The organism is Veillonella montpellierensis DSM 17217 (assembly GCF_000426745.1).
Lineage (GTDB): Bacteria > Bacillota > Negativicutes > Veillonellales > Veillonellaceae > Veillonella > Veillonella montpellierensis.
In genome coordinates, this window is record NZ_AUFY01000008.1 from 103,199 (window position 1) to 123,559 (window position 20,361).

At 41.2% G+C, this 20,361-nt stretch carries 14 protein-coding genes and 1 pseudogene; 4 read left to right on the forward strand and 11 right to left on the reverse strand.

All coding sequences use genetic code 11. The annotated features are described in order from the left end of the window. Positions 1 to 122: 122 nt before the first annotated feature. From truA to K357_RS0104155, 7 genes are all read right to left on the reverse strand, one after another. On the reverse strand, positions 123 to 920 hold the full coding sequence (gene truA / locus K357_RS0104125; RefSeq protein WP_028257580.1) for a tRNA pseudouridine(38-40) synthase TruA: 798 nt from the start codon (positions 918 to 920) through the stop codon (positions 123 to 125). Between the two features lie 49 nt (positions 921 to 969). Continuing rightward, a complete protein-coding gene (locus K357_RS0104130) occupies positions 970 to 1,770 on the reverse strand; it encodes an energy-coupling factor transporter transmembrane component T family protein (RefSeq protein WP_028257581.1) in 801 nt (266 codons plus the stop codon). A 2-nt stretch (positions 1,771 to 1,772) separates the two neighbouring features. Next, positions 1,773 to 2,738, reverse strand: a complete 966-nt coding sequence (locus K357_RS08815; RefSeq protein WP_081658400.1) for an energy-coupling factor transporter ATPase — start codon at positions 2,736 to 2,738, stop codon at positions 1,773 to 1,775. Then, a complete protein-coding gene (locus K357_RS0104140; protein WP_028257582.1) occupies positions 2,729 to 3,571 on the reverse strand; it encodes an energy-coupling factor transporter ATPase in 843 nt (280 codons plus the stop codon). The genes K357_RS08815 and K357_RS0104140 overlap by 10 nt, the downstream gene beginning before the upstream one ends. Positions 3,572 to 4,417: 846 nt before the next feature. Further along, positions 4,418 to 5,290: a CoB--CoM heterodisulfide reductase iron-sulfur subunit B family protein gene (locus K357_RS0104145; RefSeq protein WP_028257583.1), complete on the reverse strand. Its 873-nt coding sequence runs from the start codon at positions 5,288 to 5,290 to the stop codon at positions 4,418 to 4,420. After that, complete coding sequence (locus tag K357_RS0104150; protein ID WP_028257584.1) at positions 5,290 to 6,258, reverse strand: succinate dehydrogenase/fumarate reductase iron-sulfur subunit; 969 nt, start codon at positions 6,256 to 6,258, stop codon at positions 5,290 to 5,292. The genes K357_RS0104145 and K357_RS0104150 overlap by 1 nt, the downstream gene beginning before the upstream one ends. Position 6,259: 1 nt before the next feature. After that, positions 6,260 to 7,978 carry an FAD-binding protein gene (locus K357_RS0104155; RefSeq protein WP_028257585.1) on the reverse strand — a complete coding sequence of 573 codons (1,719 nt, stop codon included), beginning with the start codon at positions 7,976 to 7,978 and terminating at the stop codon, positions 6,260 to 6,262. Positions 7,979 to 9,440: 1,462 nt separating this feature from the next. Between K357_RS0104155 and K357_RS0104165 the strand changes: the two genes are divergently transcribed. After that, on the forward strand, positions 9,441 to 10,115 hold the full coding sequence (locus K357_RS0104165) for a response regulator transcription factor (protein ID WP_028257586.1): 675 nt from the start codon (positions 9,441 to 9,443) through the stop codon (positions 10,113 to 10,115). Further along, positions 10,093 to 11,724, forward strand: a complete 1,632-nt coding sequence (locus tag K357_RS0104170; RefSeq protein ID WP_244869374.1) for a sensor histidine kinase — start codon at positions 10,093 to 10,095, stop codon at positions 11,722 to 11,724. The genes K357_RS0104165 and K357_RS0104170 overlap by 23 nt, the downstream gene beginning before the upstream one ends. Positions 11,725 to 12,751: 1,027 nt before the next feature. Here K357_RS0104170 and fusA read toward each other — a convergent pair. Next, positions 12,752 to 14,827 carry an elongation factor G gene (fusA, locus tag K357_RS0104175; RefSeq protein ID WP_028257588.1) on the reverse strand — a complete coding sequence of 692 codons (2,076 nt, stop codon included), beginning with the start codon at positions 14,825 to 14,827 and terminating at the stop codon, positions 12,752 to 12,754. A 365-nt stretch (positions 14,828 to 15,192) separates the two neighbouring features. Next, positions 15,193 to 16,311 carry a [FeFe] hydrogenase H-cluster radical SAM maturase HydE gene (hydE, locus tag K357_RS0104180; RefSeq protein WP_028257589.1) on the reverse strand — a complete coding sequence of 373 codons (1,119 nt, stop codon included), beginning with the start codon at positions 16,309 to 16,311 and terminating at the stop codon, positions 15,193 to 15,195. A gap of 662 nt (positions 16,312 to 16,973) precedes the next feature. Between hydE and K357_RS0104185 the strand changes: the two genes are divergently transcribed. Continuing rightward, positions 16,974 to 18,119 carry an MFS transporter gene (locus K357_RS0104185; protein ID WP_028257590.1) on the forward strand — a complete coding sequence of 382 codons (1,146 nt, stop codon included), beginning with the start codon at positions 16,974 to 16,976 and terminating at the stop codon, positions 18,117 to 18,119. A 160-nt stretch (positions 18,120 to 18,279) separates the two neighbouring features. Here the strand turns inward: K357_RS0104185 and pta are convergent, their stop codons facing one another. Beyond that, positions 18,280 to 19,278 carry a phosphate acetyltransferase gene (gene pta, locus K357_RS0104190; RefSeq protein WP_028257591.1) on the reverse strand — a complete coding sequence of 333 codons (999 nt, stop codon included), beginning with the start codon at positions 19,276 to 19,278 and terminating at the stop codon, positions 18,280 to 18,282. 245 nt (positions 19,279 to 19,523) lie between these two features. On the opposite strand from pta, the gene K357_RS0104195 reads away from it, so the two are divergent. Beyond that, the gene (locus K357_RS0104195) at positions 19,524 to 19,970 is read left to right on the forward strand and encodes a hypothetical protein (RefSeq protein ID WP_028257592.1); all 447 of its coding nucleotides are present in this window, start codon (positions 19,524 to 19,526) and stop codon (positions 19,968 to 19,970) included. A gap of 209 nt (positions 19,971 to 20,179) precedes the next feature. Here K357_RS0104195 and K357_RS0104200 read toward each other — a convergent pair. Then, positions 20,180 to 20,361 (reverse strand): annotated as a pseudogene (locus K357_RS0104200) (IS200/IS605 family transposase); the annotation flags it as partial.

The following is a 20,361-nucleotide window of genomic DNA, read 5'->3' on the forward strand; positions in this document are numbered from 1 at the left end:
TCAACGAATCAAGGCATGATTTCGCCATCTTTCTATACCCGTTCTGCATGAAAGTCCACCCCATTTGTAGTTCCAGTCATACCTATCGCTGTGCTAGGAACCTACCGCTACTCTTCTATCGATTAGCGACTCCTATCGCTACGGTGTAAGGCATCTCGATAGGTTTCTAATCGTTCCTTGGTAAAAAATACTTCTTCTAAGCAAAGACCTTGGGCAGGGGCGGTCTTACCAATACGCCTTCGATCCTTTGCCAATAACAATATAGCTACATCCTCTACGGCCTTACGACCCAATCCGATATCCACCAACAAGCCCGCCATATTGCGCACCATATGATATAAAAATCCATCGCCCATCACATGGATTGTAATCCTCTCGCCTTCTTGTAAAATCACTATATCGTACAAAGTTTTTACGGGGTTCGCCGGCGTAGAATTAGTACCTTGCAACGTTGTAAAATCATGTGTTCCTAGCAAGAAAGGAATGGCACTTCGCATCCGCTTTACATCTAACGGCTTTTTCACATGCCAATGATAGCGTTGTGTTAAAGGATTATCAATGAGGCCATTATGAATTTGATAGGAATAGGCTTTGCCATAAATGCGCCACCGCGGTTTCCAATCTAAGGGAATCTCTTTAGCCTCTCTCACCACGATATATCTAGGCATATGGGCAATCAATGCGCGGACTAGGTTATCCGTAGGAATCGTGCCCGTCGTAAAAAACGTAACCACTTGAAACTTGGCATGCACCCCCGCATCGGTGCGTGAAGCGCCATATACTTGAATCGGTTCATTACACACCTTAGTGAGGGCCTCTTCCAAACAGCCCTGCACCGTTATGCCTTTATTGGGTGGCTGCTTTTGATATCCCTTTAGCTCTGTGCCATCATAGGCTACAATTAGCCGAATATTTCTCATATCTCACCTACTCATCGTCCTAGAAATCCATAGAGGTCCATCGGCCTTTCTATGAAAGCCACCATAGAACGGCCAAGATAATCGTAATCACCACAACAACGCCCACACCAATATAATCATAGGAAGTAATGGATAGCTCTTTCATCCGCGTGCGATTCACGCCACCTCGATAGCAACGTGCTTCCATGGCAGTGGCCAATTCATCGGCTCGTCGAAAGGCGCTAATAAATAGAGGGACTAACAAAGGCACCATATTTTTAGCTCGCTTTACAATGCTGCCTGTAACAAAATCGGCACCACGCGCTGATTGGGCTTTCATAATGCGATCCGTTTCATCTAACAAGGTAGGAATAAAACGCAACGCAATGGTCATCATCATAGCTAGTTCATGGGCTGGTACGCCAATGCGTTTAAACGGCGTCAACAAGTGCTCAATGCCGTCGGTCAAGCGAATCGGCGATGTGGTATAGGTTAATAGGGACGAAAACAAGATTAAAAATACTAATCGTGCTCCCATTTGAAAGCCCATCGACAGGCCTTCATAGGTAATGTGAATCCAGCTATATTCCCAAACCACTGTGCCCGGTGTCGTAAACACATGAATGCCCATGGTGAACACGATAATAATCCATAAGGGCTTAATAGAAGTCCATAAGAGGCGAATTGGCAAGCGCGATATGCCCATGCATAATAGGGTAAAAGCGGCTACTAAGCCATAGGCGATGGCCGTATTGGCTAAAAAGATAGCTACAATGAATAGCGTGGTCCCTACAATTTTAGCCCGCGGATCCATTTTATGGAGAAACGATGTACCTGGAAAGTACTGACCAATCGTTATATTTTGCAACATGCCTAGACACCTCCTTCTTCACGCTCATGTGTACTATCTCCAGCGCTAGCCGACTGATGACGCGCTTTAGATGAAATCGCCTGCGAACGATTCGCATTGCTATGACAGCGTTCCTCTATGCATGGCACCGCCAAAATAGCATCGACTGCATCGTCCACGGATAAACAATCCTCGCTGACCGCCAGTCCTCGTTCCCGTAGACTTGCAAGCATTAAGGATACGGGCGGTATATCCACGCCGGCCGCTTGTAGCTCCTCACGATGATGATTAAAGATGTCTAACGGTTTGCCATCTAATACAACCGTTCCCTTATCAAACACAAGAACGCGCGACGCCATGCGTGAAACGTCCTCCATGTTATGGGATACAAGAATGACCGTCACCCCTTGTTCTTGATGAAGGCGCATAATCTGACTAAAAATTTCTTCCCGACCAAAAGGATCGAGCCCTGCTGATGGTTCATCTAACACCAAATAAGACGGCCGTAAGGCCACCACGCCAGCAATGGCGACGCGTCGCATTTGACCACCCGATAAATGAAAGGGAGAACGATCTGCATAGGTATCATACTCTAACCCTACAAAGGCCATGGCTTCTCGCACCCGTTCATCAATCTCACTTTCAGAAAGTCCTAAATTGCGTGGCCCAAAAGCGATGTCTTGTGCAATCGTTTCTTCAAACAACTGATGTTCAGGGTATTGAAACACCATCCCCACTTGATGACGCATTCTCTTGGCTTCCTCTGTCTTTCCCACAAGATCTACACCATTCACAGTCACTTGACCGCTAGTAGGGTGTAAAAGTCCATTTAAATGTTGTACAAAGGTAGATTTACCAGACCCTGTATGACCAATAATGCCGACAAACTCTCCCTCTTCGATAGTAAGCGATACATCGTGCAAAGCAGTCTTTTCAAAGGGCGTACCCTGTCCATATGTATAGGTAATCGAATCTAATACTATCGACATAATGCATCCCCCAATTCTTCATTCGTAATAATGCCAGGCGGAAGTGGTAAGCCATGTTTGACTAGCGATGCAGCCGTTTCCGCTGCTACCGGTACATCAAGGCCTAGTTCTTTCAATACATCCACTTGTGAAAAAATCTCACGCGGAGTTCCTTCTTGTAATTTTTTGCCATGTTTCATAACAATAATGCGATCCGCCGTAACCGCTTCTTCCATAAAATGTGTAATATACACAACCGTAATGCCTTCCTTTGTATTCAATCGACGTACCGTTTCCAAGACTTCCCGACGTCCTTTCGGATCTAGCATCGCCGTCGGTTCATCCAACACAATGCAATCTGGTTTCATGGCCAACACGCCAGCAATGGCAATGCGCTGTTTTTGTCCCCCCGATAAAAGGTGCGGTGCATGATGTGCAAATTCGCTCATATTGACGGCTGCCAATGACTCTGTTACACGCCTACGAATTTCTTCTGGTGCAACGCCTAGGTTTTCAGGGCCAAAGGCTACATCTTCTTCTACAATGGCGGCTACAATTTGATTATCTGGATTTTGAAAGACCATGCCCACATGTTGGCGTATATCCCATATATGCTCCGCTTCCATCGAGTTCATGCCCGCAACCACACACGCCCCCGATGACGGTTGTAGCAATACATTAAAATGTTTCGCCAGTGTACTTTTACCACTACCATTGGTGCCAATAATAGCCACAAATTCTCCTCGATGAATGGTTAGCGACACATCTTCTAGCGCCGCTACGGGATTACCATTTTCATCTTCGTACACATGACTCAAGTTCTTCACTTCAATCATCACATCTTGTTTATTCATCTACTTACCTCTTCTAAGTCAGTCAATTTCTATACCATACTGAAAGTACAACTACGCTCGCTCATCAGCGTGCATAGACACGTCTATCCGCTGACGTATGTCCATACTTTCTACTCTATTAGATAATTGCCATTACTACCTCATCATCTAAGTATAGCAAAGGACTTAAAAGTAAACAACAACAATTTCATGTATGTTGACAATAGAAAAATGTCGATATTAACCACTCTATAAAATAACAAAAACAGCTCATCAATCATTAGTATTCCCATCTCTATCATAATCTGTCACGCATGGTTCTCTCCGTCATGCCACTAAGGATACGAAACGACCTCTGTTTCTTTATATATTGATCCTTACACACTTCTTTATATACTAATTCTTACACACATGGATCTATGAACCTGTCATATACATGGAAGGCCATTCTTATATATCACATTTTTCACCGTCTTTTTGTAATCATAGAATCCCTATGTAGTATTTCTGTATGTAATAGCTATCTATTTAGAAACTTTCCAATCACATACCATCTATATATTGTAAGGAAAACTATTACATGCAACACACTGCGCATCACGCCCCTAGGCAGTACTCTTTTCTACTAGTTCACTAACAGTTGATGTCCACTAATCAAAATAGAACCATGCTGCATAATCGCACGCTCACAATTTATTACGATTTTCTACTAGCACCTTACCATTGATGGACACACAAAAATAACGGATAGTTGATTAATAAATCAACTATCCGTTACATAATCCCTATGGCTCATATAATACATATCCTACTTACTAGTACTGGAAGTCGTCCTTACGACTTCCATATAGCTCATTCATATTTTCCTTAGATATATTTATGAATAGGAGCAGTGCTAGTTAAGTGACGAGATGGCATACCCATTTCTTCTGGAGTAATGCCCAATGCCAAGCCAATCAACTGAGACATGTGTAAGATTGGCATATCTTTATCTTTCGCTACAGTTTGTTCTGCTTCTTTTTGGAACATATCCAATTGCATTTGGCAAAGAGGGCAAGGTGTTACCACGCAATCAGCCCCTTCTTTAGCAGCATCTGCATTGATGGAACCAGTCATTTCCATAACTGAATCATGTGCAGGATATACGGCATGGAAACCGCAGCAATCTAATTTGCGAGAGAAGTCAATTGGTGTAGCACCAATAGCGGTAATTAGATCAAATAGGCTAGTTGGTAATTGGTAATCTTCAAAGTCCATTGTTTCTTGTGGACGAAGAATATGGCACCCATAATATTCAGCTACCCGTAAACCAGTTAATGGTTTCACTACTTTTGCTTTCAAATTATTTAAACCATAGTCACGAATTAACACCCATAAGAAATGAGTAATATTCGAAGTACCTTTGTACTCTTTACCAATTTGGGCAAGCATATTATTGACTTGTGTCCGTTTTGTTACATCTTCATCTAATTCTTTTTTGGCTTCTCGAAGCATAAGAGTACATGTATTACATACAGTCAATACATCTAATCCTTGTTCTTCTGCTAAAGCAATGTTACGAGCGTTGGTAGCCAAGGTTGTTAATGGTTCGATGTCTTGCACATGGGAGGCACCGCAACAAGTCCAACCGTCAATTTCTTCGATTTGGATACCCAATTTTTTAGCAACTGCTTTGGTTGCCATATAGTCTTCTTTTGCTGCACTTTCAAGTACGCAGCCAGGGAAAAATGCGTATTTCATTATTTGCTAGCCTCCTCTGCTAATTTGATAAGCTTACGAACGCCATCAATACCATTGACTGGTTTTTGAGGAACGATTAATTCCAATGGATTGATTTTAGCATGTTTCATCAAACGTAATGCGTAGAACATTTGTTTTGAAGAATCTACAATACCATCGGATTTCAAGCTCATGGATACTTCTTTCAAGCGACCTGTTTTCTTCAAGTCGTCTTTGAAAGCTAACGCATGACGAGGACCTTTTGGAGATAAACCATCGCCGAACAAGCCAGCTTTAGTAGCTTCTTTACGCATATTGGAAATATCGTGAGCTGGTTTCAAATGTTTAGGACAACGAGAAATACAGTTCATGCAGTGTACGCATTTCCATAAGCCATGAGCTAAGGCAGGATTAATATGAGCTAATGGTGCATCATCACGGCTATCTAATACAAAGCGATTTGCCTTAGTAAATACATATGGTTCTAAGAAGTCTTCTTCGTTGGCAGTCAATTTATTACATTCCGATGCACAGCAACCGCAAAGAATACATTCTGTACCAGCTACGAATTTTTTGAAATCGGCTGGTGTTTGACGAACGCCATTTTTTGCCAATTCTTCTTTTAAGAAAATCCAAGGAGCTACTGTACGTAAACGATCTACTTTAGCTTCCCAATCAACGACCAAGTCGCGAATTACACGGAAATTACCGATAGGAGCAATATCGATCGTATCGCTATGGAATCGTTCTGTGACTTCATCGATTTTAGCTTCGCAACCCAACATAGCTTGACCGTTAACTCTTACAGAACAAGCACCACATACAGCAGAACGACACGCTGCTAAGAATGTTAACGTAGGATCTTGGGTATCTTTGATTTTTTGTAAGCCCCAAAGGATAGTGCGATCTGGCTCGTAATCAAATGTAAAGGATTGTACATAAGAACGGCCTTCATTATAACGGGTGATATTATAAGTAATTTGTCTCATCTTAGTACTTCCTTTCTTGTGGTTCATATTTAGTGAATACTACATCACGGGTTGTTAATTTGTACTCTCCGTCATCTTGTAAGTATTGTAAACTATGTTTTAAGAAGTTTACATCATCACGCTTCGTAAAGTCTTCACGTAAGTGAGCCCCACGAGATTCTTTACGATATAAAGCACCAGATACGATCGCTTTCGCTACTGTCAACATGGAGTTGATTTCACAGTAGTTAACAAACGCCATGTTGTAGGTACGTTCTGCATCACCAACGTAGCAAGTTTTATAGTCTTCAATCAATTGATTGATTTCGTTTAACGCTTCGGTCATACCTTCTTCATTACGGAAGATACCGCATTTATTCCACATCGCATTTGCTAGAGCATCACGAATTTCTACAACAGGACGACCAGTTTTGCGAGCCGTTACTTCTTTGAACTTAGCTTCCCATTCAGCTGCTTTTTCTTCTAATTGAGCGGCACATTCCACTTGTTCATGAGTGGCAGCATAATCAGCAGCACCAGCACCAGATACACGACCAAATACGACACCGTCGGCTAAGGAGTTACCGCCAAGGCGATTGGCACCGTGGATAGAGATACAAGAACATTCGCCAGCAGCGAACAAGCCTGGTAATTCAGTAGCACATGTTTTGTAGTCTACTACGTCGATACCACCCATAATATAGTGGCAAGTAGGACGAATTGGAACAGGTGGTACCAATGGATCACAATGTTCGAAGGAAAACGCCAAGTCACGAATACCATGTAATTTTTCTATAATTACTTCTGGTCCTAAGTGGCGTAAGTCGGCTACTACATAAGCGTCTAGACCAGATCCACCAAGGCCACGACCTTCAGCGATTTCCACTTCGATAGCTTTCGCTACTACGTCACGAGATGCTAATTCCATTTTATTCGGTGCATATTTTTTCATGAACCGTTCGCCTTCGGAGTTTAATAAGTAACCACCTTCACCACGAACAGCTTCAGACATTAAGATACCAGTTTTACCTAAACCAGTTGGATGGAATTGTACCATTTCCATATCTTTTAAGGCAGCCCCTGCACGGAATGCAGCTGCCATACCATCACCGGTAGACAAGAATGGATTTGTGGTACGAGTCCAGAAAATACGGCCAGAACCACCAGTGGCTAATACGATTGCCTTCGTTTTGATGGTTTCTACTTTACCTTCTTTCATGTTCCAGATAACGGCACCACAGATATGACCATCTACTTTTACAAGATCAAGTAAATACCATTCTTGTAAGAAGTGAACGCCTTCTTTTAAGCATTGTTCATATGTGGTATGCAAAATAACATGGCCTGTTTTATCCGCACTATAGCAAGTACGAGGATAGGATTGACCACCAAAGTTACGTTGCGCAATTTTGTTTTCTTCTGTACGAGAGAATGGAGCGCCCATTTGGTCCATTTCTAAAATGCCTTCTGGACAACGTTGACAGAAGAATTCAATCGCATCTTGGTCTCCTAAATAGTCGGACCCTTTTACTGTATCGAATGTATGTGTTTCGATAGTATCTTCCTTAGCTACGTTGTTTAAACAACCGTTAACACCACCTTGTGCCATGGCTGTTGCTGAACGAGTTGGGAAAATTTTAGTAGCTAACGCTACAGTTAGACCTTTACGACGGCCTACTTCTAATGCGGCACGCATACCTGCGCCACCACTACCTACAATGAGAACATCAAACTGTTCCATAGTTACCTCCTCATAAGTACCTATATACCTATTTATTTAGAGCAAACAACAACCCCTCTATACAAGGGTTGTAACCTCCACTTGATTACTTATAATTATAGACTCTATTAACGCCCTTTGTCTAAAGCCAATTATGCATAATTAATTTATAGCTCATTTATTGAAAATACATATCGTTTATTAATAGTTACTAATTCCCATGTATTTTAATAGGGTTAACAAACATATTTCTTATATTATGTTTGTATAATATTGTATTTTTTTGTGTATAACTACACAAAGCAAAGAGATAAAAATCACAACAAACCACATATATGCTACTACATATATAATATTCAATGTATTTTTTCAAGATTAGTATATAACTAAAAGTTATCATCAATTATTCTCTCTTATTTTTTATATAAAATATTTTTCATGATAATGTTTCTCAATATTTTTTTGGACGTTTTTTGGACTATTTATAAAAACCTGTTATCTATGCATAAAACTCAACTAAGGCCTACTATTCTATAGAGGAATTTTAAATGTAATCAGTGTTAGTAAAAATATTTCTATATGAAAGATTTTCATAACCATCTTATCAATCTCTAACACAGTCATATGACTCCTAACTATAATCATACTAGAAAAAAACTATCCATTTTATATAAAATAAACTTGTAATGTTCGTGTAATCAAAAAACTACCACAGAATATACCACGTATAAGTGGCTATTAGGCTCTTATCGACGCCTAGTCTATCCTATGACGTCGAGCGCGCCATCTCATATAATTTGACGATGTCCATATCATGAGTTCATCTACGGCGAATAATAGTAAGTTCATCGCATTTCCCTTTTCCATCGTTTACATGCACTTACGACAAACAAAAATAAATTCACAACAGTATGCGTTAGTCCGCATTTGGATGCACTTACGACAAATAAAAGTAAATTCATAACGGTATGCGTTGGTCCGCATTTAGATTTATCTATGGTAAGGCAAGTAAGTTCATAGCCTTACTCTTTATGTCTTTGATAGGTTTATAACGTGAGGCCTACACCTTTCAAGCATGTTTCCATTACGATGATTAATTTTATTTCTTTAATATGTTTATACAGTAAGGGTCTACTTTTTCCTCTATGTTGCTCATACGTCCCTATCACCGACTTACCATCTATTCATACGTGCCTACTTTCAGAAAATATTATGCATGGAGTCATCCATCATGTTAGTGTATAATTGTGTATGAATATATACTATATAACTATAATGAAATACGTACAGATGTAATCGAGATAAACGATACATTACTAAGTTAGGCTAGTGCCGTACGAATATACTGAGAGTAGACGATACTTTCATGAGATGTATAATAGTTGATATATAAGATAGATAGTCATCATACTATTGTGACTGTCATATATCATAGTAATCGATTGATGTAGTTATATAGATATGCGTATACGCAGGAGGTTGTATGAAAATTTTATTAGTAGAAGATGAAGAAATGCTCCTTAATATTACTGCTAAATATTTGCGGGCAGAAAATATGACTGTTGATACGTGCTTAGATGGCGAGAAAGCCTTAGAGTACATCAATAATTCTAGTTATGATGTCATTATTATGGACATTATGATGCCAAAGCTTGATGGTCTAAGTGTGTTACGACAAATTCGCCACGATAATAATAAAACGCCTGTATTATTATTAACCGCTAAATACACGTTGCAAGATCGTGTGACTGGATTGAATAGTGGCGCCGATGACTATCTAGTAAAGCCGTTTGAGTTTGAAGAATTAATTGCTCGCATTTACGCCTTAGTGCGACGGAGCAAACAACAAGCTAAAAATGATTTAGTCGTAGGGCCCTTAACGATTAATACGCAAAGCCGTACGGTAACATATAATGGAACACCGGTAACATTAACGACTAAGGAATTTGATTTACTCTATTATTTAGCTAGCAATGAAAATATCGTATTGTCCCGTCAGCAAATTTTAGATCATGTATGGGAATATGACTATGAAAGTTATTCCAATCTAATTGATGTATATATTAAGGATTTGCGAAAAAAAGTAGATATTGATGACCAGCAGAAATTGATTCATACTGTGCGCGGAGTTGGCTATGTCTTCAAAACGCAAGAATAATGCGCCGGTAAAGCCAGATTCTAAAGTTCTTGGTGAATCATCCTACAGTGCATCACCAGTGGAGACAAAGACTGATACAGAAAGCAATGCGGCGCAGCATATAAATAAAGTGTCCCCACCCACCTCTACTAGTACTAGTGAGCGTAGCACAATGAAAGATTCTCCAGGTGAAACGAGCACTCCCGTAGCGAAGTGTGACCCGAATGCGCACCATACAAAAGGCATTACCTATACAAAGTTAAGGGATTATGAAAAAATGCTCTTTAGCGGACTTTCAAAGGTCTATGATCGATTTCCTCTAACGTTCAAATTAATGGCGTGGTACACTATATTCCTAAGTCTCATCGTCATATTGCTATCTGTATTCGTCTTTCAATTTACGCAGCGGTGGGAAACGTCGCAATTAAAGGACACTTTGCAAAGTACTACGGTGAATATGGCCGACGACATTCATCAATTCAAACCGTTTTCTAATGGTATATTTTTTCTCGTTTATTCCGACAAGGGGGGCATTATCAAAGGCGCCATCCCTGATGGATTTCCAGGGGAAGCGCCATTATCACCTCACCATATTACGGAGATAACCATCAATCGTAGTACCTATTATTACTATGATTCTCCTTTCCAAATTGCTGGGTTTAACGGTTGGCTTCGCGGTATAGCACCGATACGGGACTTGACTAAAAAAACAGCGGCCATGATGTATGGACTGATTTTAGCAGGATTCCTCTTTCTAGCTGTCGGTTCTATTGGCGGTTACTTATTAATCAAACGAGGGTTACGACCTTTGCACTCCATCTCTCAAACGGCGCGCGATATTGGTGCGGAAAATAATTTATCCCGTCGTTTATTAGTCACTGATACGATGGCGAAAGATGAAATTTATGAGCTAAGTATTACGTTAAATTCGATGCTTGACAGTCTTGAAGATATGTCGAATCGGGAAAAGCAATTCAGTTCCGATATATCCCATGAATTGCGAACCCCCATTGCAGTGATCCAAGCGGAAAGTGAATTTGGGAAAAAATATAGCACTACCATAGAGGAGGCGAAAGAGGGATTTAATCATATTTTTGAACAAAGTCGCCTCATGACATCGCTCATTAGTCAGCTCCTTGATATTGCTCGCCTAGATCACGCTAAAACGTTACAACTAGAAGCGCTCGATGTATCGTCTATGCTAAGTGAATTGGAACAAGATTATCTTCGCATTTGTACAACAAAACATATTACTATTGATTTCGACATAGCCCCTCATCTAGTCGTAGAGGCTCAGAGTGTGGCCTTACGTCGCGCTATTGGCAACTTAATTGACAATGCTATAAAATTTACGACTGATTCCATTCAAGTGAAAGCTCGCCGCGATACGAATACAGTTGTGATTACCGTATCCGATAATGGGATTGGTATTGAAAAAGAAAATCTCCATAAAATCTGGGAACGTTTATATCAGACCGAAACGTCGCGCAGTAAAAAAGACAATCAAGGTGTGGGATTGGGCTTATATTTTGTGAACAAGGTGGTGCATCTTCATAATGGCACTGCATCAGTACAAAGCACGATTGGTAAAGGAGCTACTTTTGAAATTCGATTACCTTCATGCGAATAACGTATATCTATCATGTATCGATTGCTACTCGATTTTTTAAAATTTTATTACTTAATTCATTTTTATTTCACATTTTCTCATTATAATGAGCCTATCAAATGAAAAAGAAGATTAGACCCCCTATCTAATTTTCTATTGTTTGTTTTTAATCTCCCCCAAGCGGTCTGTAATTTTTCCCTATATTACAGACACTTGATTAAAAACTTTCATTTGATATAATACTAACACTCCCCTTACATGAAAAAGGCGAATCCAAATGGATTCGCCTTTTTACGTATCAATATGTTCTATCTTGCTAGTATCAAATATATTCTGTCTTGCTATACATATATCTCTAATGTATCTCTAATTCAATCATTAATGCATCAATTGGTTGCATGCATCAATGGTATGTTATTTTACTGTATCCCATCTTACATGTATCGATACTATATAACTGACATCTCAAATCCATGTCATCTACATACTACCCGTAAGTACTCTACGTACCTAGTGTAGCCCCTTACTTTTCTTATTGTACGACAAGGCGAGAAATCGACTCTACATACCTAGTGCACTGCCTGAGTCGTGCTGATTATATAATAAGAAACGCTATGATCACCTGCCCACAGGTAATCATAGCGTTTTTCTTATCGTACACTACATGGAGGTGTAGTGTAACTGTGTAGTTTTTTTAGGTACATTTTGAAACAAACTGTGAGGTCAGTTTGTACTATAAATGTGTGAGGTCACATTCATACATAATCTAATACAAGGTGAGGAGTCCTCGCATTATGAATATATTCGTAGTATTGTTAAATCGACATTCATCAATTTGACTACGGGAGTTATTATACACTACATATTTATAAATTTCAATATCCTTTTTTACTATTTTCATTAAATTTACGTATACTCTATACCTAAAACTCATACTTACGTCTTACGTCTTACGTCTTACGTCTTACGTCTTACGTCTTACGTCTTACGTCTTACGTCTTACGTCTTACAAAGATGATACCACACCTCCAGCATCGTGCAAGGATGATTATGATTCTTCCGCTACTTGTGACCGTTTTTGAATAATCGCTTCCGCTTGTTTATGGGGCACTTCTTCATATCCATCAAATGTCATATTATAGACCCCTTGTCCTTGTGTAATCGAGCGTAACACCGTCACATAATCGCCAATTTCTGCCAATGGCACTTGTGCTTTAACGACGGATACGCCTTCTCGCTTACTTGGCTCCATACCCAGTACACGCCCACGACGACTATTCAAATCGCCCATAATATCGCCCATAAATTGATCGGGCGCAAATACATTTACATAGTAAATAGGTTCTAATAACACTGGTTTTGCTTCTGGAATTGCTTTTTTGATGGCTTGGGCCGCTGCCATTTTGAAAGCTAGTTCTGAAGAGTCTACTGAATGATAGGATCCATCTAATAACGTAACTTCTACACCGATCATAGGGTAGTGCGCAATCAGTCCCGCCTGTAACGTTTCTCGTACGCCCTTTTCAACGGCAGGAATATATTGTTTCGGTACAGCGCCACCAAAAATTTTATCTACGAAAGAAAAATCTTCTCCCGATGCCAATGGAGCCACCCGTAGTTTTACATGTCCATATTGGCCATGACCACCACTTTGTTTTTTGTGCTTTCCTTCCGCTTCAGCACTAGAACGAATCGTTTCCCGATATGGAATATACGGTGGTTCAATTGTAGCCGTAACGCCATATTTACGTGTCATTTTATGTAAAATATGTTCTAAATGCACCTCGCCCATGCAAGATACCAATGTTTGTTTTCCTTCACTGGATTTTATGATATGACACGTTGGATCTTCTTCCGATATTTTTAATAGTGCGTTGGTTACCTTTTCTTCTTCCCCTTTCTTCGTAGCTTTCACAGCCACTGTATAAAGTGGTTGGGGAAAACGAATTGGTTCCAACCGTACTTTACAGTCCATGGCGCCGATAGTATCGCCTGTACGAGCCGCACTGAGTTTAGGAATCACAATAATATCCCCTGCCTTAGCCGCCGTAACAGGTACTTGTTGCTTGCCGATAAGCGTAAACATTTTACTCCATTTTTCTTCTACCCCTTGGGTCGTATTAAAAATGCGATCGCCTTCCGCTAGAGAGCCTGCAAAAATGCGAATGACACTTTGTTTACCCGAGAATGGGTCGAGCATGGTCTTTACTACGAATCCTGTAAAAGGTCCTGCCACATCGATGGCCCGTTCTTCACCAGAATCAATATCGGTGCCTTTAATCTTGCATTTTGTAGCGTCCGGCATATAGCGAATCATGCGGTCTAGCACTTGATCGAGTCCAATGCGTCCCAAAGCAGTGCCACACATCACAGGACATACGCGACCAGATATCATCCCTTCTCGCAAACCGCGACGAATCTCTTCTAATGATAATTCTTCTTCATTTAAATATTTTTCTAGTAAATCATCACTGCCTTCTGCCGCCGCTTCCACAGTCATTTCACGAATTTCTTGTGCTTTACCCACATACTCGGCGGGCACGTCGACTTCTTTCATAGTCCCCTTGTCATACACATAGGCGGTCATCTTAGCCACATCGATGACACCTTTGAACGCCCTTCCTTCACCGATAGGAATTTGGAGTGGCATAATCGCCTTGCCAAACAATTCACGCATCCGTTCTAAGGTACCAAAGAAATCGGCCCCATCTAAATCCATTTTATTGATGAATGCCATCCTAGGCATGTCTAATTCAACCGCATATTCAAAGGCCCGAAGGGTATCAATTTCTACCCCCGATGTGGCGGATAACACCATCAGCATACCGTCACAAGCACGAAGAGCCGCACGCACTTCGCCATGAAATTCCGAATAGCCTGGCGTGTCGATAAAATTAACTTTATGCCCCTTCCATTCACACGGTGCCATGCCCAGTTGAATGGTCACATTGCGCTGAATTTCTTCTGGTTCAAAGTCCATAATATGCTTATTGTCTTGACCCGTACCAACCGCATCAATTTCCCCCGATGTGAGTAACAAGGATTCTACTAATGCCGTCTTACCAGCTCCGTCATGAGACACAACGGCCACATTACGGATTAAATCACTTCCATAGTCTTTCATAAGAAACGCCTCCTCACTGTACACACGATTAGTTGTTATACAATTTCTACACGGAGCTATCAATCTCCTACATGAAAGCTATACTTTTTTTGCATACTAGAACATTTTTATACTCTACCAGTGCATGCATATAAGTGCACCTAGTATTATTAGAATAGACCTCTACATGCATCGTAGTCCTCAGCATGCCTACTTTCTTTCATCACAGAAAGATGCTATCCACGATCCCATACCACAGCATGTGCTACGTAACATATGCTAACACCGAACTACTACATAGCTAACACTGACATACTACAGTGCTACACGCACTATCCTAGCTGGTAAAAACTCTCCGTCATCTATACAGCGCGCCGCCCCATTCATTAGAATAGGCCTGTCCGTTTGCCGTAGTGCTTAGAGTCGCCGTTTTTCTTCCATCCCACGCGATCGCCAATAGACATAACGCGACGGGTTAAGCAATTTTTACATTTATCCGCATTATCGTCAATGCACGGTTTATTGTTATAAAGTTGGTACTTCGCACGATGTTCTGGGACGGTAATAATCGGCATCAAAATATTCGCCCCTGCTTGTAAACCTTTTTCTCGCCCTAACGGATCAAGTGCTTGCAGCGCCGTAGTCGCCGCAATGTTGACATCTTTCAAAAATAGCCGCGTAAGGGCAATCATTTTAAGCCCCCATTGTATACGACGTTGTTCATCTTCCTTCGTATCCATATGATGTGCTAATGCCACCTCTCCTAATGGCGTATGGTTCGCCAATATATAGGGCCCCATACCAATCATATCGATATCCATATGTCGGTAAAATAAAATATCATTGACCAAGTCATCTTCTGTCTGTCCTGGCAGGCCAATCATAACGCCCGTACCAACTTGAAAGCCTACTTTACGCAACGCTCGTAAGCAATTGACCCTCGTATCAAACGAATGTAATGCATCCTTAGGATGAATCGTTTCATACAAATCACGATTCGTCGTTTCAATGCGCAACAAATAGCGACTGGCCCCCGCTTCACGCATGCGACGATAGGCTTCTTCCGTCTGTTCTCCTACGCACATAGTAATGCCAATAGACCCATCGCCAATGTTCATAATATCTTCAATTAAACCGACCACATAATCGACAAAAGCCTCGTTCTTTCGCTCACCCGATTGCAAACAAATGGAACCATACTCGTGATCATAGGCCCATTGTGCCATGCGCAATATATCATCACGGCTCATATCAAATCGATCGGTCCACGTATTATCACGACGAATGCCGCAATACTTACAATTTTTAATACATCGATTCGAGAACTCAATAAGTCCCCGATAATAGGCGATTGGTTCTACATAATGACACTTCACTTCATAGGCTTTTTTATAAATTTTCTCTAATGAAGCCTGATCAGTGACACGCATTAAATAGCGTAATTCCTCTTCCGTAAGGCAATCAGCCCCTACTAAATCTTTTTGTAAAATCTCTTCTACTGTCATATATACTTTAATCCTTCACTATCTATTTCTACCGTTTCCCATCGTCTGCCATAGGCGTATCTTATAAGCAATGATAACTATGATGCTCGTCTTAGGTAACACCACCCAAGCACCCTTTGTAATGAGCAATGATGCATGTAACGCTCGTCTGTTCTTACACATATGTGAACTTATCAAGATGCGTAAGGTTAATGTAACGCCCACCCACTACCGTGCGATACATAGCACTAGCACCTATACGTAGCACTATCGCCACACCTAAGGCCGACCTCTCCTATGGACACTCTATATTATATCTCTAGTATATCGTACTTTTTCGATTTTAACCACCATACATGATTGGTCCCCATGAAAAAGTACCGCCCTTTCACGCCTATCTTGTGCACAACAATTTATATTGCTATGGACAAAACCTATCTATCCATCATCCTATACAAAACCTGTCTATCCATTTTCATACACAACCTGCTACCCTAATAAAGTAGGCTTTATACAAAATCACGCTATGGGGCATAGGCACGATATACATGTGTTAATACATCACCCAATCGACTAGCACTGCTATCCCAATCACATACACACTATACATGTATACTATGCATAATTCCTAGGAATAGTATATAATGAAAGTAATTAAGTTATAGTCTGAAAGGGGATTACTCATGAAGTCACGACTCCAACCATTTATGCCAGCTCTATGTCACTGTGTCACAGATACGGCTCAAGGATCTATCGGTGCCTTAGTGCCATTTTTTATCAGCACCCTTGGTTTATCCTATTACGAAGCAGGCACCTTAATGTTGGCCAATACTACAGTTGCTTCTCTAGCCCAACCCTTCTTCGGCTATGTATCCGACAAAATTAAACTGCCCTTCTGCATTCCCTTAGGCATGCTCATCGCCACTGGATCTATTACCGCCATGGCGTTTGCCGATTCCTATGCCATGCTCGTTCTACTCTGTTTAATTGCCGGCATCGGGTCTGCCCTCTTTCATCCAGAAGGGGCCATGCTCGCCAATCGCATCGGATCTCATCAAGCGGGGAAAGCCATGGGCACCTTTGCCGTCGGCGGTAACGTGGGATTCGCCATCGGTCCTTTGCTCGTATCCGGTGTATACATGGTAAGCGTATACGCGCTCTTTGCCTTTCTCTTGCTCGGCTTCCTCGCCGCTGGTATCTATTTCTATTGCCGCCCCGGTGAAAGCCAACTACAAGATGCGCCCAATACCCCCGTCAAAACAACCGCTACCGGCACCAATGATTGGGTTAGTTTTAGTAAATTATGCGTAGTCATCACCAGCCGTTCCATCTGTTTCGGCATCTTAATCACATTCATCCCCCTCTATTGGATTACCTATCTCTACCAAACACCAGAGCTAAGTAACACCGCTCTCACTATATTTTTCACTATCGGCGCCATCTTAACCTACTACGGCGGTCGCCAGTCGGATAAACTAGGATTTTCCACCACCATAAAAATCGCTAATCTCATATTACTTCCTACAGTAATTGCCTTTACTATGAGCAATACGACTTGGCTATCCTACCTGTTGATGATGCCCCTCGCCTATGGTGTCTCGGCGCAATATGGCTCCATCATCGTACTAGGACAACAATACTTAGCGAAAAATATCGGCTTTGCCTCTGGTATCACCCTCGGTTTAGGCGTTACCTTAGGCGGTCTTATGACGCCACTCATCGGTGCTATAGCCGACGCCTATACGATTCGAACCGCCATGCAAGTGATGATTCCCATCGTCCTAATCGCGAGTATAACCAGTTTCTTTTTGAAAGATAACTCTCGTTGATTCGAAAACACATCGGCTTTGCCTCTCGCATCACCCTCGGTGTAGGCGTTGCCGTAAGCGGTCTACTCGTGCTCGCCGCAATACACTATCTGGCATAGTAAAAAGTCCCGTACCTAGGTACGGGACTTTTACATAGATACCAATGATGGTATAAGATGTATTATTTTGCTTCTTTTGCAGCGATGGCACATACATCGACGATATCGGAAGCAAAGCAACCACGACTCAAGTCATGAATTGGTGCTGCTAAGCCTTGAATCAATGGGCCAAGAGCGGTTGCCCCTGCAAAACGTTGTACTAATTTATAGCCAATGTTTGCCGCTTGCAAATCAGGGAAGATCAAGATGTTTGCATGACCAGCTACAGTAGAACCTGGCGCTTTACGTTCTGCTACAGATGGTTCAATGGATGCATCCAATTGAAGTTCTCCATCAAATTTAAAGTCCACGTTGCGGCCTTTCAAATCATCTACGGCAGCTACTACTTTATCTACTTCTGGAGAAGACGCAGAGCCTTTTGTAGAGAAGGATAAGAAGGATACACGAGGATCGCTCATACCTACAACGCGACGAGCTTTTTCCACTGTAGAGCAAGCAATGTCGGCTAATTGTTCTGAGCTTGGGTTAGGAATTACACCGCAGTCAGAGAATACTAACATGCCATCATCGCCATATTGTTTTTTATCAGTGAATACGAACATAGCGGAGGATACAGTTTTAAGACCTGGTGCTGTACCTACGCATTGTAATGCGGCACGAAGCACATTCGCTGTTGGGCTAGCAGAACCAGCTACCATAGCATCTACTTCGCCAATGTTTACTAACATAGCACCGAAGAATAAGCAATCTTTTTTCAAAATTTCAGTCGCTTTTTCAGGGGTCATACCTTTTTTAGCACGACGCTTTGTGAATACGTCTACCGCTTCATCGAAACGAGCATATGTTGCTGGGTTGATGATAACAGCGCCATCAATGTTTACGCCTTCTGCTTTTGCAGCTGCTTGTACTTTTGCTTCATCACCTACTAATACAGGTGTGCAGAAACCTTCTTTTAAAATCATTTCAGTGGCTTGTAATACACGCGCATCTGTAAATTCTGGTAATACAATTTTTTTACCTAATGGTTTTACTTGATCTTTAATGTCTTGAATTAAACTCACGATTATGCCTCCTTATAACTTGACGAAATTCGCCATTCCTACACATGATTATATCAAATTCACATCACTTATAAAAGTATAATCTAGGAGTATTATGAGGAGCGTACAAATCCATCGAATGACACATCATGTCATAATGCCCCTACGATTGCGTAGAAATGCATATACGCGCTACTATATACATCACGCACTTCTATTATACACCATCTATGATATACTTATACTACAGAAAGTAGGCGATACACATGGGACACACAAAAAAATCTAATACACCCCCTAAAACAAAACTACCACCACAACCATCGATTACTATGATATGGACTCGGCTAATGAACGTTGTATTCTTCATCAGTTTCATCGCTCTGGCCTATCTCTTTTACATGCATATGAATGTGCAATACATAGGAGCCATCATGCTACTCGATATAGTTCTTTCTATCCTCTATTGGGTGCGTCACAAACGCTACGTGCTTACCCACGAAGCAGTAGAAAAAGAAATGCGAATTATCATAGCCTATATCATCTCCATGATTACCGTGACATTCTATGTCATTTCTCTCGTGCGCTCCAATCAAATGAGTGATACCATAGAACGCATCATCATCGTTGCCTCTCTATTTATCGGATACGCCATCTATCACGGTACCAAAGGTCTACTACCAAAACTTATAGAAAACAAAGAAAACCGATAAGTAAAAGCATACCATCTATTAACCTTTCTATGCCTAGATGCATACACGATAGGTGTGAAACATAAATCATAACCACCCGTAGAACGGGTGGTTTGCTCTGACCCTATAAGGGTCTTTCTCTAGTGGTAGCCCTCTAAAGAGGGCATTGAATGATCTGACAACCACTCTATTACCACTGGCTGCCCCCTACTCGGGGGCTTTTCTTTTGCCTATTTTACTGGCTCACCCGTAAACGGGTCGGTATACTCTTTAAAGTTTAATGTATCTTGTGCTATATCTTCTTGTAGTTGATTGCGAATATACTCTTTTATTGCTCCTTCATATCGTCCTACCGTATCCACATAATATCCTCTTCCATACTTATATTTTAAATTTGCGTGTGTATCGAATA